General features: G+C 71.6%; 22 protein-coding genes. 12 read left to right on the top strand and 10 right to left on the bottom strand.

From position 1 onward, the window contains the following. The first annotated feature begins 62 nt into the window (after positions 1 to 62). Positions 63 to 1,112: a pentapeptide repeat-containing protein gene (locus ACFY3D_RS23710; protein ID WP_389982609.1), complete on the top strand. Its 1,050-nt coding sequence runs from the start codon at positions 63 to 65 to the stop codon at positions 1,110 to 1,112. Between the two features lie 81 nt (positions 1,113 to 1,193). Here ACFY3D_RS23710 and ACFY3D_RS23705 read toward each other — a convergent pair whose 3' ends face one another. Next, complete coding sequence (locus ACFY3D_RS23705) at positions 1,194 to 2,030, bottom strand: alpha/beta fold hydrolase (RefSeq protein WP_389982606.1); 837 nt, start codon at positions 2,028 to 2,030, stop codon at positions 1,194 to 1,196. Between the two features lie 166 nt (positions 2,031 to 2,196). Between ACFY3D_RS23705 and ACFY3D_RS23700 the strand changes: the two genes are divergently transcribed. Further along, a complete protein-coding gene (locus tag ACFY3D_RS23700) occupies positions 2,197 to 2,883 on the top strand; it encodes a permease prefix domain 1-containing protein (RefSeq protein ID WP_389982603.1) in 687 nt (228 codons plus the stop codon). Positions 2,884 to 2,986: 103 nt separating this feature from the next. Here the strand turns inward: ACFY3D_RS23700 and ACFY3D_RS23695 are convergent, their stop codons facing one another. The 6 genes from ACFY3D_RS23695 to ACFY3D_RS23670 all read right to left on the bottom strand — a co-directional run bounded on the left by ACFY3D_RS23695 (position 2,987) and on the right by ACFY3D_RS23670 (position 8,655). Beyond that, entirely contained in the window at positions 2,987 to 4,141 is a 1,155-nt protein-coding gene (locus ACFY3D_RS23695; RefSeq protein WP_389982600.1) for an alpha/beta hydrolase family protein, read from the bottom strand. Positions 4,142 to 4,153: 12 nt separating this feature from the next. Further along, positions 4,154 to 5,572 (bottom strand): S41 family peptidase, encoded by a 1,419-nt coding sequence (locus ACFY3D_RS23690; RefSeq protein ID WP_389982597.1) that lies wholly within the window; start codon positions 5,570 to 5,572, stop codon positions 4,154 to 4,156. Next, a complete protein-coding gene (locus ACFY3D_RS23685) occupies positions 5,569 to 6,612 on the bottom strand; it encodes an ABC transporter permease (protein ID WP_389982594.1) in 1,044 nt (347 codons plus the stop codon). Before ACFY3D_RS23685 ends, ACFY3D_RS23690 begins: the two co-directional genes overlap by 4 nt. Then, positions 6,609 to 7,499, bottom strand: coding sequence for an ABC transporter ATP-binding protein (locus ACFY3D_RS23680; protein ID WP_389982591.1), 891 nt, complete (start codon positions 7,497 to 7,499; stop codon positions 6,609 to 6,611). The genes ACFY3D_RS23685 and ACFY3D_RS23680 overlap by 4 nt, the downstream gene beginning before the upstream one ends. After that, positions 7,496 to 7,888: a GntR family transcriptional regulator gene (locus tag ACFY3D_RS23675; RefSeq protein ID WP_389982588.1), complete on the bottom strand. Its 393-nt coding sequence runs from the start codon at positions 7,886 to 7,888 to the stop codon at positions 7,496 to 7,498. The genes ACFY3D_RS23680 and ACFY3D_RS23675 overlap by 4 nt, the downstream gene beginning before the upstream one ends. 437 nt (positions 7,889 to 8,325) lie before the next feature. After that, positions 8,326 to 8,655 carry a PadR family transcriptional regulator gene (locus ACFY3D_RS23670; protein WP_389982585.1) on the bottom strand — a complete coding sequence of 110 codons (330 nt, stop codon included), beginning with the start codon at positions 8,653 to 8,655 and terminating at the stop codon, positions 8,326 to 8,328. Positions 8,656 to 8,821: 166 nt separating this feature from the next. Between ACFY3D_RS23670 and ACFY3D_RS23665 the strand changes: the two genes are divergently transcribed. From ACFY3D_RS23665 to menC, 8 genes are all read left to right on the top strand, one after another. Next, complete coding sequence (locus ACFY3D_RS23665; protein ID WP_389982581.1) at positions 8,822 to 10,006, top strand: cytochrome ubiquinol oxidase subunit I; 1,185 nt, start codon at positions 8,822 to 8,824, stop codon at positions 10,004 to 10,006. Between the two features lie 11 nt (positions 10,007 to 10,017). Continuing rightward, a complete protein-coding gene (locus tag ACFY3D_RS23660) occupies positions 10,018 to 10,788 on the top strand; it encodes a cytochrome d ubiquinol oxidase subunit II (protein ID WP_389982578.1) in 771 nt (256 codons plus the stop codon). 15 nt (positions 10,789 to 10,803) lie between these two features. Beyond that, complete coding sequence (gene cydD, locus ACFY3D_RS23655; protein WP_389982575.1) at positions 10,804 to 12,573, top strand: thiol reductant ABC exporter subunit CydD; 1,770 nt, start codon at positions 10,804 to 10,806, stop codon at positions 12,571 to 12,573. Beyond that, the gene (gene cydC, locus ACFY3D_RS23650) at positions 12,570 to 14,336 is read left to right on the top strand and encodes a thiol reductant ABC exporter subunit CydC (protein WP_389982572.1); all 1,767 of its coding nucleotides are present in this window, start codon (positions 12,570 to 12,572) and stop codon (positions 14,334 to 14,336) included. The genes cydD and cydC overlap by 4 nt, the downstream gene beginning before the upstream one ends. 161 nt (positions 14,337 to 14,497) lie before the next feature. Further along, positions 14,498 to 15,529 carry a dipeptidase gene (locus ACFY3D_RS23645; RefSeq protein ID WP_389982568.1) on the top strand — a complete coding sequence of 344 codons (1,032 nt, stop codon included), beginning with the start codon at positions 14,498 to 14,500 and terminating at the stop codon, positions 15,527 to 15,529. Next, positions 15,526 to 16,740, top strand: coding sequence for a M20 family metallopeptidase (locus tag ACFY3D_RS23640; RefSeq protein ID WP_389982565.1), 1,215 nt, complete (start codon positions 15,526 to 15,528; stop codon positions 16,738 to 16,740). The genes ACFY3D_RS23645 and ACFY3D_RS23640 overlap by 4 nt, the downstream gene beginning before the upstream one ends. Next, the gene (locus ACFY3D_RS23635; protein WP_389982556.1) at positions 16,737 to 17,519 is read left to right on the top strand and encodes a GNAT family N-acetyltransferase; all 783 of its coding nucleotides are present in this window, start codon (positions 16,737 to 16,739) and stop codon (positions 17,517 to 17,519) included. The genes ACFY3D_RS23640 and ACFY3D_RS23635 overlap by 4 nt, the downstream gene beginning before the upstream one ends. 239 nt (positions 17,520 to 17,758) lie before the next feature. Beyond that, positions 17,759 to 18,859, top strand: coding sequence for an o-succinylbenzoate synthase (gene menC, locus ACFY3D_RS23630; protein ID WP_389982553.1), 1,101 nt, complete (start codon positions 17,759 to 17,761; stop codon positions 18,857 to 18,859). Positions 18,860 to 19,002: 143 nt separating this feature from the next. Here menC and ACFY3D_RS23625 read toward each other — a convergent pair whose 3' ends face one another. The 3 genes from ACFY3D_RS23625 to ACFY3D_RS23615 form a co-directional block, all read right to left on the bottom strand. After that, on the bottom strand, positions 19,003 to 19,149 hold the full coding sequence (locus tag ACFY3D_RS23625) for a hypothetical protein (protein ID WP_389982550.1): 147 nt from the start codon (positions 19,147 to 19,149) through the stop codon (positions 19,003 to 19,005). A gap of 101 nt (positions 19,150 to 19,250) precedes the next feature. Then, positions 19,251 to 19,814: a serine hydrolase gene (locus tag ACFY3D_RS23620; protein WP_389982547.1), complete on the bottom strand. Its 564-nt coding sequence runs from the start codon at positions 19,812 to 19,814 to the stop codon at positions 19,251 to 19,253. 581 nt (positions 19,815 to 20,395) lie between these two features. Then, positions 20,396 to 21,745: a trypsin-like peptidase domain-containing protein gene (locus tag ACFY3D_RS23615; protein ID WP_350943656.1), complete on the bottom strand. Its 1,350-nt coding sequence runs from the start codon at positions 21,743 to 21,745 to the stop codon at positions 20,396 to 20,398. 373 nt (positions 21,746 to 22,118) lie between these two features. On the opposite strand from ACFY3D_RS23615, the gene ACFY3D_RS23610 reads away from it, so the two are divergent. Then, positions 22,119 to 22,694: a PadR family transcriptional regulator gene (locus tag ACFY3D_RS23610; protein ID WP_389982542.1), complete on the top strand. Its 576-nt coding sequence runs from the start codon at positions 22,119 to 22,121 to the stop codon at positions 22,692 to 22,694. Then, the gene (locus ACFY3D_RS23605; protein WP_389982539.1) at positions 22,691 to 23,497 is read left to right on the top strand and encodes an SGNH/GDSL hydrolase family protein; all 807 of its coding nucleotides are present in this window, start codon (positions 22,691 to 22,693) and stop codon (positions 23,495 to 23,497) included. The genes ACFY3D_RS23610 and ACFY3D_RS23605 overlap by 4 nt, the downstream gene beginning before the upstream one ends. Positions 23,498 to 23,702: the final 205 nt, after the last annotated feature.

Below are 23,702 nucleotides of genomic sequence, written 5' to 3'. Positions count from 1 at the left end.
AGATATGGCTTTCCTTGACCTAGAAGTCGCTTGTCCCGGCGTTGGCGGGTATCACTGGAATTATGAGAACTCTGGACGTGGGTTGGGTCACCTGCGCCGCCTCCCCCGAGTGTGCCGGATCCGCGCGGCAACCGTACGGGCGGTGCCTGGCACATCTGGACACCGCCGAGCTCGACGAGGTCGCCCGCGGCCTCTCCCCCGGTTCCGCCGTCGACCTGCGGGCCACCGTCGTCGGCAGGGATCTGCTGGAGCGGATCCTCACCGCCACCCGAGGGCGCCTGGGCCGGGCCCGGTTCGACTGGGCGACCTTTCCCGAGAGCGTACGGTTCGGCGACATCACGTTCGGTGGGGACGTCTCCTTCGACCACGCGCACTTCCGGCGTCTCGCCTCGTTCTTCAACGCCCGTTTCGCACGCAACGCCTCCTTCAGGGAGGCGAGGTTCGACCGGGGGTTGTCCCTGCACGGCGTCGCCGTCACCGGGCACGCGGCCTTCGACCGGGTCTCCATCGACGGTGACGCCCTGTTCGGGGCCGCCCTCTTCGAGAGGACCGCGTCCTTCGAGTGCGCCGACTTCCATGGCTTCGTCACCTTCGACGGCACCGGCTTCGCGGGTGACGCGACCCTGCGAGGATGCAGGTTCCGCCGTACGGTGTCCTTCCGCAAGACGAGCTTCGGCGGGCTGGCAGGGTTCGACGGCGCGCGTTTCTCCGCGGGCGGCTACCTGGCCCCGATCTCGGTCGGCCGCCACCTCACCCTCGCCGGGGCGTGGGCGGGCAAGGGGCTCGACGTGACCACGGGCGGGTGCTCGGTGGACCTGCGGCGCCTGGAGGTGGGTGGGCGGTTGAACGTCCGGCTCGACGACGCCGAGGCCGACCTGGAGGGGGCGACCCTGCGCGGCCCCGCCACGGTGCGGGGCCGGGACGGCGCCAGGGTGACCTCGCTGCACGAGGTGGACGCCGAGGAGCTGGAACTCGCCGACCTGGATCTCAGCACCTGCCTCTTCACCGGCATCCGCCATCCGGAAGGACTCAGGATGAGCGGCTGCGCGCTCGCCGTCGTCCCGCGCGGGACGCGCTGGTGGTCCCTGTGGCGCTCCCCCGACCACGGGTGAGAGCTTTTCGCGCGGCCGGACGGCCCACCGGGGTCCGGCCGTGCGGACCCGGGGGCGGGAAAGGGCGGGGAGCCGTGACGGTCAGCAGGTCGTTCGGGGGCTCTCACCCGGATCGGCTCCCGTCAGGAAGGCCGTGACGTCCTCCGCGAACCGCCCGCTGCGGAAGGCTCCCAGGTGGCCGAGGCCCGGATAGGTGATCAGGCGGCCGTCACGGACCCCCTCGGCGGTCCGCCTGAAGAGTTCGACCGGGTAGTCCAGGTCTCTCTCGCCGCCGATGACCAGGGTGGGGGCGACGATGTCGGCGAGACGACCGGTCAGATCGAACCCCTCCTCGGCGCGGGCGAAGGCGAGCATGTCGCGAGGGTCGTCGGGGCGTGCCAGCGGGTCCAGCAGCCACAGCAGTGTCCCGGCGAGGACCTGGCCCGCGGGCGAGGCGACGGCCGTGACCGCCTGGTGCTGCAGGCCGCGCCGCCCGGCGGCGACCGCCTCGGTGTAACGGCGCTGGAGCCGCCTGACGCGCTGCGTGAGCCTGCAGGCCGCCCCGGCCACGACCAGCGTGCGGACCACGTCCGGACGGTCGGCCGCCATTTGCAGCGCCACCGAACCTCCCGACGACAGGCCCATCACGTCGACGGGTCCGCCGAACCGCGCGTGCAGGGCATCGGCGTGCCGGGCGGCGATGTCGGCCATGGTGGTTCCCTGGGCCATGCCGGGAGCACGGCCGACGGCGTACAGCCGGAAGTGGCGGGCCAGCGGGGCCAGCACCCGCAGTTCCAGGCCACGCGCCAGTCCGGTCGGGTTGGCGTGGGCGGGGGTGAACCAGCGCAGCACGACGAGCGGCGCGCCATCGCCGAGGGCGTAGTACGGCAGGCCGCCCGCCAGCGTGCCCTCACGCACCTCAAGATCCTTGATCCTCACGACAAGCCCCTCCCTCCCACCCGTGCCGCTGGGTTCGAGCGTATTCGCAGGTGGGCGCGGGCCGACTCGGGGTCTTCTCAGGGGCCTCCCCGATGCGCGGGTTCCGGACGGGAGACCAGGATGGGAGACGCGTACCCTGGACGGAAATCGGGCGACTGGAGAGCACATGGCAGGCACCGGGGTCATCGAGGATTACGTGACCGGGCTCAGCCGCACTCTCAGGGGTCCTCGGAGACCGAAGCTCGACATGATCGCCGAGGCGCGCGACAGCCTGCTCGACACCGCCGAGGCACTGGAGGGCGAGGGCCTGAGGCGTGAGGAGGCCGAGCGGGCCGCGGTCGAGGAGTTCGGGACGATCCGCGAGATCGCGCCCGGCTACCAGGAGGAGCTGTCCAACTCGGCGGGCCGGAGGCTCGCGGCCCTGCTGTTCGTCACCGTGCCGCTCACCACGGTCATGTGGAGCGTGATCTGGAAGATCTTTCCCGCCGCCCCGGCGTACGAGACCATGCCGGACTGGTTCGTCCCGGTCGCCCGCGGCGTGGACCTGCTCCAGATGCTCACCGGCGTGATCGGCGGGGTCGCGCTGTTCGCGCTGGGCAGAGGTCTGCGCAGGATCAGGCGGCCCCGGCTCGTCACCCGGGCCCTGGCCGTGTTCGTCTGGGCCATGCTGCCGGTCATGCTCGTGCTGTGCGGGGCGCTGATGTTCGGCTCACGCGACTCGGCCGGGTTCGACGACTATCCGCCGGGGATCGGCGCGTCGCTGATGAGCTACGCGTTCTGGCTCGCACAGCTGTACTGCGCCTCCCGCTGCCTGAGCATCACCCGGCGCGGGCCCGTCCCCGTGATCGCCTGAGTATTCTCGTCCGGCCGGCACCGGAAAGGAGCGCGCGGGTGCGCGCCGTACCAGAAGCGATCACGGGAGTCGCCGTGACGAGCGGCTCCCATGCCGTACGGCTTCAGGGGATTCCGCAGGTCGTGGGGCAGAATGTGACCTCGGGGTAGCGTGGTGAGGGCCTGTCCAGGAGGGGTTGTCGTTGTGATCCCAGGTGCCGGTCGAGGAAGGCGGCCACGTAGGTGCGGGTGAGCTCGGCGGAGCGGGCCGCGGGCAGGATGCCGGGTGCCGGTCCGATGCCGAGGGCGTTCGCCAGGAGGGGCAGGTCGGTGAAGGACTGGTGTTCGGTGTTGGTCACCACGAGCCAGCGCTTCCATCCGGTCAGCAGTTTCCAGTCGCGCTCCCAGGAGGTGTCGCGGCCTCCTGGGATGTGCTGCGGTGAGCCGATGAACATGAACGGCCGAGACAGGCCGTTCTTGGGGATTCGGGCGTAGGTGGTGCCGTCCATGTCGATGCCGGCGCGTATGCGTGGGTCCTTCACCATGGCCGCCAGGGTGGCGGCCCCGCCGATCGACTGGCCCGCCATCGCGATTTTGGAGCGGTCGATGAGGCCGGAATGCTTCCAGGTGGAGGTCAGCCGGTCCAGGACGAAGGAGACGTCGGCCGCCCGGCCCTGGACCACTCGTGGGCCGAAACCGGGGTCGGTGTCGCTGTCGCAGGCGAGGCATTCGGCGATTCGTCCGTCGGACAGGGTGGTGGCGTGGCTTTCGTGGGTGTGGTCGATCCCGGCCACGAGGTATCCGCGGCCGGCCAGGTCCTCGGCGAGCGAGGTGAGGGTGCTCACCGGTTTGGTGAACCCCGCGGAAAGCACCACCAGCGCAAGCCGTCGTCCGGCGGGTTCGGCGTCTTTGACGGCGTTCGTTCGCGTCGTGCTCAGCGTGTCGTACGGCGTGTTCGCGATGCCCGAACCCTTCAGGAGCAACTCCGACTCCTTGGGGGTCATGTACGGTGCTCGCTGCCCGTCACGTTGTTCGGTCGGATACCACAGGGTGACCTTGAGCTGTCTGGTGTCGGCGTCGAGGTCCCAGGGGTCGGGGCGGGAGGTGTCCGTCAGGTACAGGGCGGTGGTGGCGACCGGACGGTCACCGGTGGGGGCGGGCAGGGTGGCGGGGCCGGTCGGCGTGGTCGAGGGGGCGCCGGAGCGGGGTGGCGCGGGGGCCGAGCAGGCGGACGAGGCCAGGACGACCAGGCCCGCGGCGAGGGCGAGAAGTTGTCTCACGGAGAGATCCCTTCACTTGCGCAGCAGGGTCAGGGCCTTGGCCAGGGCGGGATCGTGTCCGGCGGCCGCGTCTTCGGGGGTGAGGGGGACGTGGTGGTCGGGGGGTACGCCGATGCGGTCGATCACCTCGCGGTTCGGCCCCAGGTGGTGCCTGGCGGGCAGGCTCAGCAGGGTGTTGTTGGCGAGGAGGTAGGGCTGTGCGGGGCCGGAGATGACCCCGGCGGTGCGGGTGCCGACCAGCCGGCCGATGCGCAGGTCCTTGACCGCGGAGCTGAAGTGCTCGCAGGCCGAGGCGCAGCCGCGGTCGGTGAGCACCACCAGCGGCAGGTCGAGCAGTTCGACCGTGTCGTCGGTCCGCGTCGTCTCGCATTCACCGTCCACGGTGCACTGGTAGGCGGTGACCTTGCCGTGGACGAACGCGCTCAGCAGCCGGACCGCCTCCGCGGGGCTGCCGCCGCCGTTGCCGCGCAGGTCCAGCACGATGCCGGTCAGCGTCCGCCCCTTTCGCAGCCGGGAGACGGCTCGCAGAACCCGGTCCGCGGAGTCGGGGGTGAAACCGGTCATCCGTACCTGGGCGATGTCACCTTCCAGCAGCTGCGATCTCACCACCTGCAGGCTGTCCGGGTCCCGCTGGTAGAGGCCGGGTTTGAGCGTGGCGGTCCAGCGGCGGCCGGTGGTCTGTCGCAGGAGCCGCAACCGGACCGGCCTCGCTTGCGGGTATTCGGGGTAGAGGGCGGTGATCGCGGGGGTGGGCTCGCCGTCGATGAAGGGCGCCGACCCGTTGATCGATTCGATGAGGTCACCCGGGCGTAGTGCGGCGGCCCGTGCCGCGCCGCCCTGCACGCCGGTGACGAACAGGGGGCCGACGGCGGTGCCGGGATCGCCGCTTACCTGCGAACCGTTGACGTTGGTCTCCAGACCCAGGCCGTAGCCGTCGCCGTCGTAGTGGTCGGGGTGCCGCTTGACATCGTGCGCCCAGCGAGCGTGGTTGTCGTCCAGGGCGGCCACGATGGCCTCCAGGGTGACGACGGCCGTCTTGTCGCGCAGGCCGGGCACCTGGTTGGTGATCGTGCGGTAGGCGGTCTCGAAGGTCGCCCAGTCGGCTTTGCGGTCGCCGGTCAGCGCGGGCATGGTCGCCTCCGGCAGGTCGTGCCCTTCGCGGTTGAGCTCCTGGGTCAGAGCGGCGAATCCGGCCCTCAGCAGCGAACGGGCGTCCAAGGTGGCGCCGCTGTAGTGGTTGCCGAGGATGCAGAAGTACGCCTGCTCGATGACGTCGATCGTGGTGGCCGTCTCCGCCTCGGGAGCTCCCGAGGGGCGCGTGCAGACCGTGGCGCCTGGTGTGCCCGCCTGGTCGCGCGGCGGCGCCGGCGCGGTGCAGGCGGCCGCGAGCAGGAGAGCGAGTCCGGTGGCCATCGCCCTGAGGGCGGTCATGACAGGCGCCTTCCGACCCACCAGAAGCAGAACCACGTGAGGCCGACGGTGAACAGGGCGTAGATCCCGGTCTCGATCCACTGGAAGGGCCAGAAGCGCTCAAGCGGCTGGTAGGTCGCCTGTTGCCGGTAGCCGAGCCGGTTGATCTCGGTCACGCACGAGTCCATGCCCTGTCCCGGTCCCTGCGGTGCGCAGGGGCCCGACGTGGTCGAGGTCCTGACGGCGGCTTCCGCGCCACTCGTACGCCCGGTCGGATCGACGAGGTCGCTGGACAGGACCCAGGCACCGGCGTGACCGGGAACGACGGACTCCAGCATGATGCGCACGTACTGGGTTTCGTCCCGGTCGACGCCGATGCCGTCCACGTTCGCCTTGCTGAGCTCGAAGGTCGACGTGACCGGGGGCATCAGGTGGGGCCGGACCAGCAGCGGCATGGCGATCTGGATCGCGGCGAAGACGACCAGGGTGAGGGCCATGGCGGGCAGCGTGCGTCGCACCAGCATGCCCACGGTCACGCCCAGGACGAAGGCGAAGGCCGCGTACCCCATCGGGACGATGCCTCGCGCGCCGAACACCAGGGGAGCCATCAGGGCCAGCTCCGACGCGGCCGACCTGTCCAGGGGGTCGGACCACCAGGTCACCGCGAGGCCGCACAGGCAGGTGACGGCCACAGCGGCCAGACCGACAAGGCCGAGCTTGACCGTGAGCCAGCGACCGCGGGTGATGCTCTGGTTCCACACCAGCAGGTGTGTGCCCGCCTCCAGCTCCCGGGCGATCAACGGTGCTCCCCAGAAGAGCCCGATGAGGGCGGGCAGGAGCAGCACGACAAAGCTGACGGCCATGAAGGGCAGTTGGTACTCGTCGAAGAAACGGTCGTAGAAGCGGTCGCAGGAGCCGTCCCGGGTGCAGGCGGTGATCCCGGTGGAGTAGGAGGAGGCGAGTTCCGGTCCGGTCAGGGCCAGAGCGGCGACGAGCGTGACGAGCAGGGCGGCCATCATCGCGGCCGAGCCGCGGAACTGACGCCAGGTCAGCCAGATCATCGCCGCACCTCCAGGGTGGTTCGCCGGCTCTCGGCGATGCGCTTTTCCATGTAGGCCAGGACGAGGTCCTCCAGGCTGAGCCGGTTCACCGTCCAGGCGGGATCGTGGATCGGGGCGTCGGTACGGACCACGTAGGTGCTCTGCCGGTCGGTGTGACGCGCGGAGACCACGTGCTGGTCGGCGGGGAGCCGGTCGGGGTCGCGGCGCGGGCCGGTGAGCCGGTAATGGGTGGACAGCAGCCTGTCGGTCTCCCCTGCCACCTGGACGCGGGAGTCGACCAGCACGATGAGGAAGTCGCAAACCCGTTCCAGGTCGGAGGCCAGGTGGGAGGAGAGCACGACGCTGAACTCGTGCTCGACGGTGGCCTCCATCAACCCCTGCAGGAACTCGCGGCGGGCCAGCGGGTCCAGCGAGGCCACGGGCTCGTCCAGGATCAGCAGTTCGGGCCGCTTGGCCAGGCCGAGGGTGAGGGCGAGCTGGGCGCGCTGGCCGCCGGACAGCCTGCCCGCGCGTTGGGTGGGGACGAGACCGAGCCGTGCGACGCGCTCCCGTGCCATGGCGGCGTCCCAGCGGGGGTTGAGCCGTGCCCCCAGCCGCAGGTGATCGTCGACCGTCAGGTTCGCGTAGACAGGGGTGTCCTGGGCGACGAAGCCGACCTTGGCCAGCTGCCCGCGACCGCCGGCGGGACGGCCCCCCAGCACGGTGATGCCGCCCGTCGTCGGTTCGAGCTGGCCACTCGCCAGCTTCAGCAGCGTGGTCTTGCCGGCTCCGTTGGGGCCCATCAGCCCGACGACGTGGCCTGCCGGGATCTCGACGGTGCACTCACGCAGCGCCCAGCGCTTGCCGTACCTCCTGCCAAGTCCCCGGGCCTCTAAGACAGCGGTCACGCTATGTCCTCCTGAGCGGTGGTCCGAAAGGTGGTCGTGAAAAGGGCCTCGATGCTTTCGTCGTCGAGGCCGGCCCGGCGGGCCTTGGCCAGCCAGCGCTGCAGCTCCAGCCGCAGCGGGCCGTGCGCGGCGAGGGAGGTGTCGGTGAGGGTCGCCGTCACGAACGTCCCCACCCCTGGCCTGGCGGCGACCAGGCCCTCGTGCTCAAGTTCCCGATAGGCCTTGAGGACGGTGTTGGGGTTGATCGCCAACTGCGCCACGACCTCCTTGACGGTCGGCAACTGGTCGCCCTCGTGCAGCAGGCCGAGCCGGAGCGCATGCCGTACCTGCTGGACCAGCTGCATGTACGGCGAGATGCCGGACTTCGCGTCCAGATGGAACTGGATCACCGGTTCCTCCATTTATCTATAGTTCTAGTACTCTAGGCTAGTAGATATATGAGACTTGTTAAGAAAGCGATCGGCGAGCACCCGCTCCGGTCACCGTGAAGAGGGCTCGCCGGCCCGTTCGCCCGGCCCGTCCGAGATGCGCTGCGAAGCGGCGGGAACAACAGCATGGTTCGCGGCCCGTCCGCCCAGCGGGAACGGTTCGGCCCGGGAGGAAGGGTTCGGCCCGGGAGTCTGCCTCAACCGGGCGGGCCCGCCCCCCCACGGGAAGAACGGGCCCTTGGTGTGCCATGGGGTGCGAGTCCCGCCGCACCCATCCGCGGGAGTCGTTTTCTCCAGCGGTCGCCGCGATCGACGAAGGCGACGCTCGCACCAGGCCGACCCTGACGTCGGCGGCGCGGCCGAGGAGGCGCCCCCTCGACCGGCGGCTCAGGAGGGCGTCAGCGGGTGGTGCGCGGTTCCAGGACGCTGCCGATCGCCCCGGCGAACTCCCGCCAGGCGGAGCGCTCGCCCGCGAGGGCCGTACGCCCCGAGGAGGTGAGCCGGTAGGTGCGCCGCTTGCGCCCGCCCACCGTGGCCCACTCGCTGGCCAGATATCCGGCCTGCTCCAGCCGCCGCAGCGCCGGGTAGACCGTGCCCGTCGGCACGTTCAGCGCGCCACCGCTGCGCGCCTGGAGCGCCTCGATGATCGCGTAGCCGTGCAGCGGCTCGTGCTCGAGCACGGAGAGCAACAGGGCGTCCATGTGACCGCGGAGCGCGTCGGTGTTCATCCGACCGCCTCCGCCCGCCGGGCGGATCCCGTCTCACCGCACCCGGCGGTTCGTTCACTTCGCTGGCTCACGTCGTCAGCCTACCTCTCGTATAGGCATGCTACATGTAGGCGTTCTACATGTAGCATGCCTACAGGTAGACAGACATAACAATGGAGGTGAGACCGTGGACGTGCTCGACCTGGCCCGGACGCAGTTCGCCGTGACAGGAAGCCTCCACTTCCTGTTCGTCGTGCTGACCCTGGGCCTGGCCCCCCTGATCGCGATCATGCACACCCGTTACGCCATCACCGGCAGGCCGGTCCACGAAAGGGCGACCCGCTTCTGGGGCCAGATCTACGTGATCAACTACGCGCTCGGCATCCTCACCGGGCTGGTGATGGAGTTCCAGTTCGGCATGAACTGGAGCGGCCTCTCGCACTACGCGGGGGACGTCTTCGGCGCGCCGCTCGCGATCGAGACGCTCGTCGCGTTCTTCCTGGAGTCCACCTTCCTCGGGCTGTGGATCTTCGGCTGGCACCGGCTGCCTACCTGGCTTCACGTGGTGTGCATCTGGATCGTGACGCTGACCGCCTACGCCTCCGCCTTCTGGATCATGGTGGCCAACTCGTTCCTGCAGAACCCGGCGGGAGCCGTGCAAGGGGACGGCCACCTCGTCCTGACCGACTTCGGCGCGCTGCTCGCCAACCCGATGCTGACCATGGCGCTGCCGCACGTGCTCGGCGCGGGCCTGTGGGCCGGCGGTTTCGTGCTGATGGGGGCGAGCGCGTACCAGCTGTTCCGGCGCACCGCCGAGCGGGAGTTCTTCACGAGCGCGCTCCGCACGGGAGTGATCACCTCGTTCGTCGGCTCGCTGATCACGGTCGGCTTCGGCTACGCCCAGTTCGGCCCGATCTCCCTGTTCCAGCCGGACAAGTTCAACGACGGGGGTCTGGCCGGGTGGGCGCTCGGCTTCATGATCGCGATCGGCCAGCTGCTCCAGTTCTTCATCATGTTCGTGCTGGCGCCGACCGTGTACTGGCTACCGCGCTGGCGCTGGGCACACCCCCTGCTGATCGCGATCACCCCGCTGCCGTTCGTGGCGGCGATCCTCGGCTGGCTGGCCAGGGAGTCCGGCAGGCAGCCCTGGATGATCAACGGCAAACTGACCGTCGCCGACGCCATGTCCCCCGGCCTCACCTCCCAGATGGTCAGCGTCTCGCTCATCGCCTTCGGCGGCGTGCTCGCCCTGCTCGCGGTGATCGACTACGTGCTGATCGCCCGCACCGTACGGCGCGGACCCGCCGCCACCACCCTCGGCGCGGACGCACCGGCCGACCCCACCGAGCGCGCGCACGCGCTCAGCCACTAGGGAGACAGACCGTGGACATCCTCTGGCTCGGCGTGTTCGCCCTCCTGCTGATCGGCTACTTCGCCCTGGAGGGCTTCGACATCGGCCTGGGCATGCTGTTGCCCGTACTCGGCAGGACGAGGAGGGACCGGGACGAGATCGTCGCCGCCATGGCGCCGTTCGTCCTGGCCAACGAGGTGTGGCTGGTGGCCGTGGCGGGCGTGCTGTTCGGCGTCTTCCCCTCGATCGAGGGAGACGTGCTGTTCGGCCTCTACCCGCTGGTGGTCTCCCTGCTGGTGTCGTGGATCGTGCGCGACGCCGGGCTCTGGTTCCGCCGCCGCGCCGACGGGGGCGCGTGGCGGACGACCTGGGGCTGGGCGATCGTCGCCGGCTCGTACGGCCTGGCGTTGAGCTGGGGCATGGCCCTGGTCGCGGTGGCCGGTGGCCTGACGGGGTCCCCGATCAGCCTGCCGGGACTGGTCGGCGGGCTGGTGGTCGCCGCGCTGCTCGCCTTCCACGGCTGGACGTTCGTCTCGTGGCGGCTGCCCGGACAGGTGACCGGCGCGCGCCGCACCGGATGGGCGCTCCTGCTCTCCGCGTGCGCCGCCGCGGCGCCCGTCGCGGTGCTGCTCGCCGTACTCGCCCCCTGGCTGCTCGACCGTACGGCGCCCGCCGGGACGCTGAGTGTGCTGAGTGTCATGATTCTGCCCTTCGCGCCGGTCATGGTGGGTGCGCAAGTATGGGTATGGCGGACGTTCGGTCCCGGGCGCGCCGCCTCCGATCGGGTTCCTTCGTTCTTCTGAGCTCCTAGGGTTGGCATGCACAAGGATCTTGTACGGCTGGCACTGGGCGAGCGGGCCGTCCGCCGCCACCTGGCCCTGTGCCTGGCCGCCGCCGTCCTGACCGGGCTGCTCGTCCTCGTCCAGGCGGAGCTGCTCGCCGGGGTGCTGTCCGGACGGTTCGCGGCCCAGGCCCTGATCCTGCTGGCGCTCGTCGTCGGCGTCCGGGCGCTGCTCACCCTGGGGCAGGGAGTCGCCGCCGGGCGCATGACCACCGGGGTGAAGTCCGCCCTGCGGCACCGCCTGCTGGCGCGGCTGCGGGATCTGGGTCCCGTCAGGCCCGCCTCGCAGCGCTCGGGCGAGCTGGTGACCCTGACCGGCCGGGGCCTGGACGCCCTCGACCCCTACCTGTCGGGCTACCTGCCGGCGGTGGCGGTCGCGGGTGTCGTGCCGATCGCGGTGCTCGTCCGGCTGTTCACCGCCGACCTGGCCAGCGCGGTGATCGTACTGGTCACACTGCCGCTCATCCCGATCTTCGGGGCACTGGTCGGCATGCACACCAAGGCCGTGACGGAGCGCCAGTGGAAGGCCCTGTCCCGCCTCGGCGGGCACTTCCTGGACGTGGTCAGGGGCCTTCCCACGCTGCGGGCCTTCGGCAGGGCCCGCTACCAGGCCGAGGTGATCCGGCGGGTGGCCGACGCCCACCGGGCCGCGACGATGCGCACGCTGCGGGTGGCGTTCCTGTCCTCGCTCGTCCTTGAGCTGGCCGCGTCCCTGTCGCTCGCCCTGGTCGCCGTCCCGGTGGGCCTGCGGCTGCTTTCCGGCTCCCTGGACCTGTCGACCGCGCTGCTGGTCCTGCTCCTGGCGCCGGAGGCGTACCTGCCGCTGCGCACCATGGGCGGCAGGTTCCACGCGGCGATGGAGGGCGTCGCCGCCGCCGACGAGGCGTTCGCCGTCCTCGACGGCGAGGCGGGAGCCCCGAGGGCGACGGGGGCCGCGGGAGCCGTCGCGGTCTCGGCGGTCCCGGCGGTGGGGTCCGCGCGCGGCGGGCGGGCGGGAACGCGTCCGGCGGAGGAATCCCCGCCGGAGGCGGAGTCCGCAGCGGGGAGGGCGCCGGAGATCCGGCTGGAGCATGTCACGGTGCGCTACCCCGACCGCGAGGAGGCCGCGCTGCGGGACGTGTCGCTGGTGATCGCCCCCGGCGAGCGGGTGGCCCTGGTCGGCGAGAGCGGTGCGGGCAAGAGCACCCTGCTCCACCTGCTGCTCGGCTTCGTCACCCCCACCGAGGGCCGGGTGCTCGTCGACGGCGCCGAGATCGGCGACCACGACTCCTGGCGGGCGCGCCTGGCGTTCGTCCCCCAGCGCCCGCACCTCTTCGCCACCTCGGTGGCCGACAACATCAGGCTCGGTGCCCCCGGTGCGACGATCGAGGAGGTCGGGGTCGCGGCGCGGGCCGCGCAGGCGGAGGAGTTCATCCTGGCGCTGCCCGAGGGCTACCACACGGTGCTCGGCGAGCGTGGGACGAACCTGTCGGCCGGGCAGCGGCAGCGGGTCGCGCTCGCCCGCGCGTTCTGCCGCCCGGAGGCCGACCTGCTCCTGCTGGACGAGCCGACCGCGCGGCTCGACGGCCGCAGCGAGGGCGCGGTCGTGAACGCGACCCGCGAGCTCGCCGAGGGCCGCACCGCCGTGATCGTCGCCCACCGGCCCGCGATGATCGACCTGGCCGACCGGGTGATCCGGATCGCCGACGGCCGGGTGGTGGCCGGGGAGAGACCTCCGGCGGGGACACGAGAGGAGGTCTCCCCGTGACCGATGTCAGCCGGATCCCGACGGGCCGGACGGACGGGGAGCGGACGGAGGCGCGACCGGTGGACCGGGCGGGCGGACGACCGGTGGGCCGGTCCGGCGGGCGGCTCGCCCTCGCCGCGGCCGCGGGGGCGGCGGCCGAGCTGGCCGGGCTCGGGCTGATCGGGTCCGCCGCGTGGCTCATCACCAGGGCCGCCGAGCAGCCGCCGCTCGCGGCGCTGAGCGTGGCGATCGTCGGGGTCAGGGCGTTCGCGACGACCAAGGGCGTCTTCCGCTACGGGGAGCGGCTGGCCGGTCACGACGTGGCGCTGCGGGCCCAGGCGACGACCAGGGAGCGGCTCTACCGGGCGCTCATCCCCACAGGATCGCCGAAGCAGCGGGGGGCCGACCTGCTCAGCCGCATGGTCGACGACACCGACGCGGTACAGGACCTGCTCGTACGCTGCCTGCTGCCGGCGCTGGCGGCGCTGGTCACCGGCGTGGCCGCGGTGGTGATCGGCCTGTTCCTGCTCCCGGTGGCGGCATTGGCGCTCCTCGCCGGGCTGCTGGTGGCCGGGGTGCTGATCCCGGCGGGCACGGCCGCCGCCGCGCGGCGCTGGTCGGCGCGGATCGCCCCGGCACGGGCCGACCTGGCCGCCCGGGTCGCCGATCTGGTGCACGGGGCCGCCGACCTCGCCGCCTACGGGGCGGACGAGCGGGCACTCGCCGCCGCCGCCGAGACCGACGCCCGGCTGGCGGCGCTGGAGCGCAGGCAGGCGCGGGCGAACGCGGTGGCCTCGGCCCTGGGCATGCTCACCCAGGGACTGACCGTGACGGCCGTCGTCCTGCTGGCGGGAAGCTCGGGGGCGGGTTCGGTGACCACCGCGGTGCTCGCGCTGGTCTCGCTGGTGTCCTTCGAGCCGGTACTGCCGATGGCCGCGGCCGGGGAGCGGCTGACCGGGGTGCTCGCCGCCCTGCGCCGCCTGCGGGAGGTGGGCGCGACCCCGCCGGCGGTGACCGAGCCGTCCGTCCCGCTCCCTGTCCCCGGCGGGCCGCCGATCGTCGAGATCGAGAACCTGGTGGTCCGGCACGACACCGGCCTCGCCCCCGCCCTGGACGGCGTCAGCCTCACCCTCACCCCCGGCAGGCGCGTCGCCCTGGTCGGCCCCAGCGGTGCCGGCAAGAGCACCCTGCTGTCGGCCCTGATGCGCCTGGTCGAACCCGAGTCGGGGACGATCAGGGTCGGCGGGGTGGACGTCCGGGAGCTCGCCTCCGACGACGTGCGGCGGGTGATGACCGGGCTGACGCAGGATCCGTACGTGTTCCAGACCTCGCTGAGGGACAACCTGCGGCTCGCGGGCCCGGAGGCCGGTGAGGAGGAGCTGGCCGAGGCGGTGCGGCGGGCACGCCTGGACCGGTGGGTGGAGCGCACCGGCTGGGACGCGACGCTCGGGGAGGACGGGCGTACGGTGTCCGGTGGCCAGTTGCAGCGGCTGGCGCTGGCGCGGGCGCTGCTGCACGACCCGCCGGTGCTGCTGCTCGACGAGCCCGCCGAGGCCCTGGACGAGACGACGGCGGACGCGCTCATGGCCGACCTCCTGGACGCCACCCACGGCCACACGACGCTGCTCGTCACGCACCGGCTGCGCGGGCTGGAGCGGGTGGACGAGATCGTCGTACTGGAGAACGGGTCGGTGACGCAGCGGGGCACCCACCGGGAGCTGGTCTCCTCTCCCGGCTACTACCGTGACCTGTGGCGCTCGGAGGCGCTCACCGCCGGCCGGTGACGCCTGCTCACCCGCCGCCCGTCCCTCCTCTCCGGCCGGAGCGAAACAAGTGATCTTGGCCGATTGGACGAACAATTCACCATTCTTAGGAAAACCAGCCGAATTACATCTCCCTCAACCTGTCGTACCGTCGCGGTAACCACGCATCGGAGGGCTGGCACGTGTCCGTTGAGCTCCACCACCGCGCCGTCGTCGCGGACACCCACAACGATCTGTTGATGGCGGTCGTCGCTCGTCCACCTCGTCGCTGGGCGTCGTTCTTCCGGGAGCGTTGGCTGCCGCAGTTGCGGGAGGGAGGGGTGAACCTCCAGGTGCTGCCGGTGTTCGTCGACGAGCAGTACCGTCCCGAGGGGGCGTTGCGCCAGACGTTGCGCATGATCGAGTGTGCGCACGTGCTGGCCGAGGGCAACGCCGAGTCCGTCCGGCTGTGCCTGGACGGTGCGCAGATCGACCAGGCCCTCGCCGAGGGCAAGATCGCTCTGGTCCTGGCGATGGAGAGCATGCCGGGTCTGGACGCCTCGGTCGAACTGTTGCCCACCGTGCACCGGCTGGGTGTGCGGATCGCCTCGATCGCGCACTGGGGTCGTACCGCGCTGGCCGACGGCAGCGGCGAGGACGCCACCGGCGGCAGGCTCACCGGCGCCGGGATCCAGGCGCTGCGGGAGATGGAACGCCTGGGGGTGATCTTCGACATCTCGCACCTGAGTGCCTCGGGGGTGGAGCATGTGCTGGAGCTGGCGAGCAGGCCGGTGATGGCCACCCACTCCTCGGCCCGCGCGCTGCGCGAGCATCACCGCAATCTCACCGACGAGCAGATCCGGGCCGTCGCCGCGACCGGCGGGGTGGTGTGCGTGAACTTCGTGGCCGCCTTCTTGTCCGAGGATCCGGCCGAGTACACCGTGGATCGGCTGGTGGACCACCTCGCGCACGTCGCGGGTGTCGGCGGTATCGACCACGTCGGCCTGGGACCCGATTTCGTGCGTGAGGTGCTGCAGGACGTGACTCCCCCGTGCTGTGAGATGGACTACGACGTCGATCCCTTCGCGGCCCTGCCGGGGCTGTCGGGGCCGAGCGGGCTGCCCCTGGTCACCGACGCCCTGCTCAAGCACGGCTTCGCCGACGAGGAGATCACGAAGATCATCGGCGGCAACGTGCACCGCCTGTTCCGCGCCGAGCTGGGACGAGCACGATGAACCTGGACGTCATGCTCGAGGACCTGGAGGAGCTCGTCGCGTGCGAGTCGTTCTCCGCCGACCACGAGGCGGTGGCCCGTAGCGCCCGGGTGGTCGCCGACCAGGGGTTCAGGAGGCTCGGCGCACGCGCCGAGACGATCGTGATCGGCGGGGTCACCCACCTGCGGTGGACCTTCGGCACGCCTCGGGTCCTGCTGGTCGGCCACCACGACACGGTCTGGCCGCTCGGGACGCTCGCCGAGCGCCCCTGGTCGGTGAGCGGCGGGATCGCCCGGGGTCCCGGGGTGTTCGACATGAAGGCCGGGCTGGTGCAGGCGTTTCACGCGCTCGCCGCGCTGCCCTCGCCGGACGGGGTGTGCGTGCTGGTCACCGGCGACGAGGAGGTCGGTTCACCGTCCTCACGCGCGCTGATCGAGGAGTCGGCACGCGGCCTCGCGGCCGCGTTCGTGCTGGAGGCGAGCGCCGACGGCGGAGCGCTCAAGACGGCGCGCAAGGGAACGTCGCTCTACGAGTTCGTGGTGCGCGGAACGGCCGCGCACGCCGGCCTGGAACCGGAGAAGGGGGTGAACGCGGGAATCGAGCTGGCCCACCAGATCCTCGCCGTCACCAGGATCGCCGATCGGGTGAACGGTGCTCCCCATACCATGACGACGGCGGAGACGTCGCCCGCCGCGACGCGCGGGCTGTCCCTGCTCCACGATCCGCGGCCGGGCTCCGCGGCACCGGGGACGCCATCCGGCGGGCCCGACGGCCTGGGGCGGACCACCGTCACGCCCACGGTGCTGTCGGCGGGGACCACGGCCAACACCGTGCCCGCGCTGGCCCGCCTGTCGGTGGACGTGCGGGTGCCCACGCTCGCCGCGCAGGAGCGGGTGGACGAGCTGATGAGGGCGCTGTCCCCCCGGCTCGCCGGGACCCGGCTGGAGGTGACAGGCGGCCCGAACCGCCCTCCCCTGGAGGAGGCCTCGTCGGCCGGACTGTTCGCCGTCGCCCAGCGGATCGCCGCCGGCCTCGGGCTCGCCCCGCTCATCGGTGTCGGAGTGGGCGGAGCCTCCGACGGCAACTACACCGCCGGAGCAGGCTGTCCCACCCTCGACGGGCTGGGCGCGGTGGGCGGCGGCGCCCACGCCGACGGTGAGCACGTGGTCGTGGCCGAGATGCCCGGCCGTACGGCGCTGCTGGCCGGCCTGCTCCGGGCGACGCTCGGATGAACGACGTGATACTGCGCGAGCTGCGCTCCATCGAGGAGATGGAGGAGGTCTTCCAGCTGTTCGACGGCATCTGGCACCCCGATCCCGGCGGGGAGCCCATCACCGTCGAGCTGATGCGGGCGCTGTCACACGCGGGCAACTACGTCGCCGGCGCCTACCAGGACGATCGGCTGGTGGGCGCCTCGGTCGGCTTCCTCGCCGCCCCGGCCGGGCAGGTGCTGCACTCGCACGTCACCGGCGCCGCCGTCGGGCGCGGCATCGGATTCGCGCTCAAGTCGCACCAGCGCCGCTGGGCACTCGACCGGGGCCTGGATCGCATCACCTGGACCTACGATCCGCTGGTGCGCCGCAACGCCCACTTCAACCTGGTCAAGCTCGGTGCCCGTCCCGAGGAGTACCTGCCGTCCTTCTACGGCGTGATGGAGGACGCGATCAACGCGGGCGACGAGTCCGACCGGATGCTCACCGTCTGGCGGCTGACCGAGCCGCAGGTGCTCGCCGCCGTACGGGGCGAGCCGCACCGGCCGAAGACCCCGCCGGACGCGGTGACCGCCCTGGCCGAACGCGACGGCCGCCCGGCCCTGGGAAGGGCCGACGCCCGGACGCTGCTGGTCGCGATACCGGCCGACATCGAGGCACTACGCCGCACCGATCCCGGTGCGGCCAAGTCATGGCGCCACGCCGTGCGCGACGTGCTCGGCTCACTGATGGGAGAAGGCGCCCGGGTGACCGGGTTCACCACCAAGGGCGACTACCTCGTGGAAAGGGCGCCCGGGTGACCGGGTTCACCACCCAGGGCGATTGCCTCGTGGAGCTGACCGGGTTCATCGCGAGGGCCGCCACCCGGTGGAGCTGCGCCGCTGAGTGCCCCGATCTGCGAGGCTCGCGGCGGAGGCTCCGGAGACGTCCGGCGGGGCGCGCGGAGAAGGACGCGGCGCGAGCCGCGCGACAATCGTGGAACGGGTCGCCTGACCGGCGGCGCTAGAGGAGGGAGACGCGGCGGAGGCCGCACATCGTCATGAAGATCACTGGAATCGAACTGCGGCGGATCAAAATGCCGCTGGTCGCCCCCTTCCGCACCTCGTTCGGCACCGAGACCGAACGCGACGTCCTGCTGCTGCGCGTCGTCACCCCCGACGCCGAGGGCTGGGGCGAGTGCGTGGCCATGTCCGACCCCCTCTACTCCTCCGAATACGTCGACGGCGCCGCCGACGTCCTGCGCCGTTTCCTCATCCCCGCCCTGCCCGCCCACGTCGACGCCCACGGCGTGAACCGCGCCCTGCGCCCTTTCAAGGGCCATCGCATGGCCAAGGCGGCCCTGGAGACCGCCGTCCTGGACGCCGGGCTCCGCACCTCCGGCGAGTCCTTCGCCTCCTTCCTCGGCGCGGAGGCCGACCGTGTGCCCTGCGGAGTGTCGGTCGGCATCATGGACTCCGTCCCCCGGCTCCTCGACGCCGTCGCCGGCTACCTCGACGAGGGCTACGCCCGGATCAAACTGAAGATCGAACCCGGCTGGGACCTCGCCCCCGTCCGCGCCGTCCGCGAACGCTTCGGCGACGACCTTCTCCTGCAGGTCGACGCCAACGCCGCCTACACCCTCGCCGACGCCCCCCACCTGGCCAGGCTCGACGACTTCGGCCTGCTGCTCATCGAGCAGCCCCTCGCGAACGACGACATGGTCCAGCACGCCCGGCTCGCCACGAAGATCACCACTCCCGTCTGCCTGGACGAGTCCATCGAGTCGGCCGAGCACGCGGCCGCCGCCATCACCCTGGGCGCCTGCTCGATCATCAACGTCAAGCCCGGCCGCGTCGGCGGCTACCTCGAGGCGCGGCGCATCCACGACCTCGCCCGCGCCCACGGCGTCGCCCTGTGGTGCGGCGGCATGCTGGAGACCGGGATCGGCCGCGCGGCCAACCTCGCCCTCGCCGCGATGCCCGGCTTCACGCTGCCCGGCGACACCTCCGCCTCGCGCCGCTACTACGCCACCGACATCACCGCCCCCTTCGAGCTGGACGAAGGGCATCTGGAGGTCCCCACCGGGCCCGGCATCGGTGTCGCCCCCGTCCCCGCGATCCTGGACGAGGTCACCGTCTCCACCGAATGGATCACCGTCTGAAGCGTTCCCCACCTCGGCGAGAACCCAGGTGGAGCCGGTCGTGGCGAGCGCCGCGGCCGGTTCCCCTTCTCGTCGCCTTCCACGGCGCGGCCGGTCTTCGGCCTCGCCTGTCCGGGACGGGAGAGGCGGAGGACCGGCCTCTCTCAGCCGCGCCTGAGGCGGGGCACCGCCTCAAGCAGGGACCGGGTGTAGTCGTCCCTGGGTGACCCCACCACGTCCTCGGTCGCCCCCATCTCGACCAGCCTGCCCCGGTGCATCACCGCGACGATGTCGGAGACGTACCGGACCACGGCGAGGTTGTGCGAGATGAACAGGGGCGCCGAGTACGGCCACCGCTCCTGCGCGCCGCCTCGTCGAGGCGCTCTCGCAGGTTCTCGGACATCCCGGCTCCTCAGGCGATCTTGGGCGTGGCACGCACACCCAGGTGGATGTACGGCGAGCCGTCGGGGAGTTCGTAGAACACCGCCGACAGCCACTGCGGCTCTCCTTCGGGACGGCCGACGAAGGTGACGTCGTCCACCGCGACGAGACCGAACTCCATGGGCTGCTTCAGCCCGGCGAGGGCTCCGGTGGCCTCGATGTGCAGCGAGAGCCTGCCGTCGCGGACCGTGAGCGTCATCCGACTGCCCGCCCGCTCGTACACGCCGGCGTACCGCTCGACGTCGGTCTCGAACGGCACGGCCGGCGGTCCCAGCACGGGCGGCACGGCCAGGCCGAGCAGTTCGTCGAAGAGTTCGGTGGCGAGGGTGTGGTGGAACGCGGCGGTGTGGCCGCCGTTCGCCAGCACGCACACCACGGTCTCGCTGTCGGGTACGGCCCAGAGCATGGCCGCCTGGCCGATGGTGTTGCCGCCGTGGGAGATGATCCGGTGCCCCTGCCACTCGTCCAGGATCCAGCCCAGCCCCCACTGCCTCCCGAGGGTGTACGGGTTGGGATGTCGACCTGCGGCTCCCACATCGCCCGCGGGTCGGCGAGCAGGCCGCTGCCCAGGTGCGCGCGGGCGAAGGCCACGACGTCGGCGGGACGCGCGCAGATCAACCCCGCCGGGCCGCAGGAGCGCATCAGGCCCCAGACGGGTGCGGGTGCGCCGTCGATGTGGCCCATCGCGCCGCGGAAGCGCAGCACGTCCTCCGGCAGGGTCCAGGTGTGGGTCAGGCCGAGCGGCTCGATGATCTGCTCGGCGAGACGGGCGTGCCAGCGACCGGGATCCGCTGCTCCAGCCATTCGACGATCCTTTCTTCGTGGTCCACCCGAAGGCGAGGCATGTCCGAACGTTAAGCCCACCCGGGCGGCGCTTCTTCGGCCTTCACGACGAACCGGGCCCGATCCGTTGTGTCGTTCTCCAACCGCCTCGCGGGAGCGCCCGTTCTCCGGCCCCGTGCAGGGGGCGCCTCCGGCGAGGGCTCGAGACCAGCGGGACCCGGCGGCGGCCCACGGCCCACGGCCCACGGCCCACGGCGAGGATGTGCCGTGAACGACGAAAACGGATGTGCCGCCGGAGCCGTGTGGCTCCGGCGGCACATCCGTCGGGGAACCTTACTCGCCGGTCTTCTCCGCGAGGGTCACCGTGACGCTGTGGGGCTGCCCGTCCCGGACGTAGGTGATGCTCACCTGCTGGCCGGGCTTGAAGCCGCGGACGGCTCCGACCACGGTGGCGGCCTCGTCCACCGCCGTGTCGTTGATCTTGGTGATCAGATCGCCCTGCTGGATGCCCGCCTTGGCCGCGGGGCTTCCCTCGGTGACCTGGCCGACCAGGGCTCCGCCCGCGTCCCCGGTGGCGTCGGTCATGCTCACGCCCAGGAAGGCGTGGGAGACCTTGCCGCTCTCGATGAGCTGCTGGGCGACCTGGTTGGCGGTGGTGATGGGAATCGCGAAGCCGACGCCGATGCTGCCCTCCCCGCCGTTGGTGGCGATGGCGGTGTTGATGCCCACCACCTGGCCGGCCGCGTTGACCAGCGCACCTCCCGAGTTGCCGGGGTTGATCGCCGCGTCGGTCTGGATGGCGCCGCCGATGGTGGTGCCCGCGCTGCCGCTCTGCTGCTGCCTGCCCCAGCCGGGCGGGAGCTGCTGCCGGCCCTGGTCGCCGCCGACGGTCAGGGTACGGTTCAGCGCGCTGACGATACCGGCGGTGACCGAGCCGGACAGACCGAGCGGGCTGCCGATCGCGAGGACGGAGTCACCGACCTTCAGCCGGTCGCTGTCGCCGAGCGAGGCCTTGGTCAGGCCGGAGACCCCCTCCGCCTTGATGACCGCGAGGTCGGTGGCCGGGTCGGTACCGACGATCTTCGCGGTGGCGGACTTCCCGTCGCTGAACTTGACGGTCACCTGGCTGCCCGGACCCCCCTGGCCTCCGGCCTCCACCACGTGGTTGTTGGTCAGGATCAGTCCGTCCTCCGACAGCACCACCCCGGACCCCTCGCCCCCGCCGGCGGCGGTCCTGATCTCGATCGACACCACGGAGGGCTGGACGGCCTGGGCGATGTCGGCGACCGTGGTCACGTTGCCGACCTGGCTCACCACCGGGCCGGCCGACGAGACCTGGGCGACGGCGCCGCCGTTGAGACTCGTCGCGGCGAAGGCCCCCGCGACCCCACCTCCGACGGCCATGGCCGCCAGAGCGAGACCGGCGCCTACCTTCTGCCCGACGCTGAGTCTTCCTCGCTGCGGGGGGACCGCCCCCGATCCCCCGTACCCCCCGGCTCCTACCGGCGCCTCGGCGGCGAGCTGTTCCGGCACCGGGTGGATCAGCGTCGGCTGCGGTCCGGTGTCGGCGTCGGCGCGGTAGGCGCCGACGCGTGGCGGCACCTTGCCGAACTGGGTCCAGCCGTCGTTCCCGGGGGTCGCCTCGGCCGGTGTGCCCTGCTGCTCATTCCTGTTCGGGTCCATGTCTTCCCCCAAGTCCTACATCCCCCACGATTCGACGGGGCGGAGGCCGGTACTCACCGGTTAGGGAAAACAATGCCCGACCGCGCGTAAGACCAGGTTAAGAGCCTGATCGCGTCGAGCGGGATCCTCTGACAACGGCTTTATCCGCCGTGCTCAGCGGGCACCCCGCGGCGTGGAGACCACCGTGAAGATCTTTTCCGAACTCGGCGCGCGGACGGGGATGCCGAGGACCACCCACCTCTCCGGCCGGGGAATGCGGTGATCACCCGCGAGGACACCACCGGCATTTCGCCTCGCTCTCGTGCTCTCAGCCCATCTCAGCTCTATACTCATAAATATGAGTATTAATCACCATGACTGTGGTGGCTAGTCGATGGCCTTGCGACACGCGGTGCTGGCCGCGCTGCTGGACGGCGAGTACAGCGGTTACCAACTGACCAAGATCTTCGATGTGGGGGTCTCCAACTTCTGGTACGCCGCCCCCCAGCAGCTCTACGCCGAGCTGGCCAAGCTGGAGTCCGACGCTCTGGTGACGGGCCGCGAGGTCGTGCAACGAGGACGTCCCAACAAGCGGGTTTTCACCGTGACCGAGGCCGGGATGAGCGAGCTCGCCGCCTTCGCCGCGAGCCCGGTCAAGCCCCTGCTCATCCGCGACGACCTGGCCGTGAAGGTCCACGCGTCCGACCTGCTCGACCCCGAGATTCTGATCGCCCAGCTCCACGAGCGTGCGGAGGCGGCGGCGGCCAAGCTCGCGCTGTTCGGCAAGATGCTGGTGCGCCTGCGCGGCGACATGGACGAGGAGTCGTTCCTGCGCGGGGGGGAGCGCGTCGGCCCGTACCTCACCTGTCTGGGAGGGCTTCGGCTGGAGCGGGAGATGCGCGACTGGTGCCTGCAGACCGCCATGACGCTGGGTGAACGCGCCGTACACAACGAGGGAAAACCGACGTGAAGACCTACCACCGCTACGTCGCGCTCGGCGACAGCCAGACCGAGGGCCTCGGCGACGGCGACGACGTGAGCGGGTACCGCGGCTGGGCCGACCGGCTCGCCGAGCACCTGGCCGCCGCAAACCCGGACCTGCTCTACGCCAACCTCGCCGTACGCGGCCGCCAGGCCGCCCGGATCCGCGACGAGCAACTGCCGGTCGCCCTGGAACTGCGCCCCGACCTGGCCACGGTCGTGGCCGGCATGAACGACGTCATCCGGCCCGGATACCGGGCCGCCGAGGTCGCCGGCGCCCTGGAGGACATGTTCGCGGGCCTGACCGCCATCGGGGCGCACGTGGTCACCGCGACCTTCCCCGACATCACCAGGGTCGCGCCGCTCACCCGCCCGCTCCTGCCCAGGGTGGTCGACCTCAACGAGCGCATCCGCGAGGCCGCCGCCCGCCACGGCGTCACCGTGGTCGACATGTACCCGCTCGCGTTCGTCACGGATGCCCGGATGTGGCACGAGGACCGCCTGCACATCAGTTCCGTGGGGCACGCCAGGCTCGCCGCCGCCATGGCGCACGCCCTGAGCCTTCCGGGTAGCGATTCCACCTGGATGTCTCCGCTCCCCACGCTGCCCGTCCCCGCCGCCTGGCGGACCGCGGCGACGGAGCTGCGCTGGCTGGTCACCTTCGCCAGGCCGTGGATCGGCCGTCGTCTGCGTGGCCGATCCTCGGGTGACGGCCGCACGGCCAAGCGTCCCCTTCTCGCTCCACCGGCGATGAACGATCAGCCGATGCCCGGCAAATCAGGCATCGGCTGATCGACGAGCTCGCCCCGCGGGTTCGGCGAGAGGTGCCCGTACGCGACCGGGCCGCGATCTCACGGACGAGATCGCGGCCCGGCGGACGGGGGGGGCCCCCCCCCGGGCCCGCCCCCGTTGTTATTGGGGGGGGGGGGTGTTTTTGCCCCCCCCCCCGGGGGCGGGGGTTTTGGGCGGGGGGGGCCCCCCCCCCCACGCAGGTAAT

Source organism: Streptosporangium sp. NPDC000509 (assembly GCF_042898365.1).
Taxonomy (GTDB): Bacteria; Actinomycetota; Actinomycetes; order Streptosporangiales; family Streptosporangiaceae; genus Streptosporangium.
The sequence above is the reverse complement of the archived record's forward strand: the minus strand, read 5'-3'. Positions and strand labels throughout refer to the sequence as shown.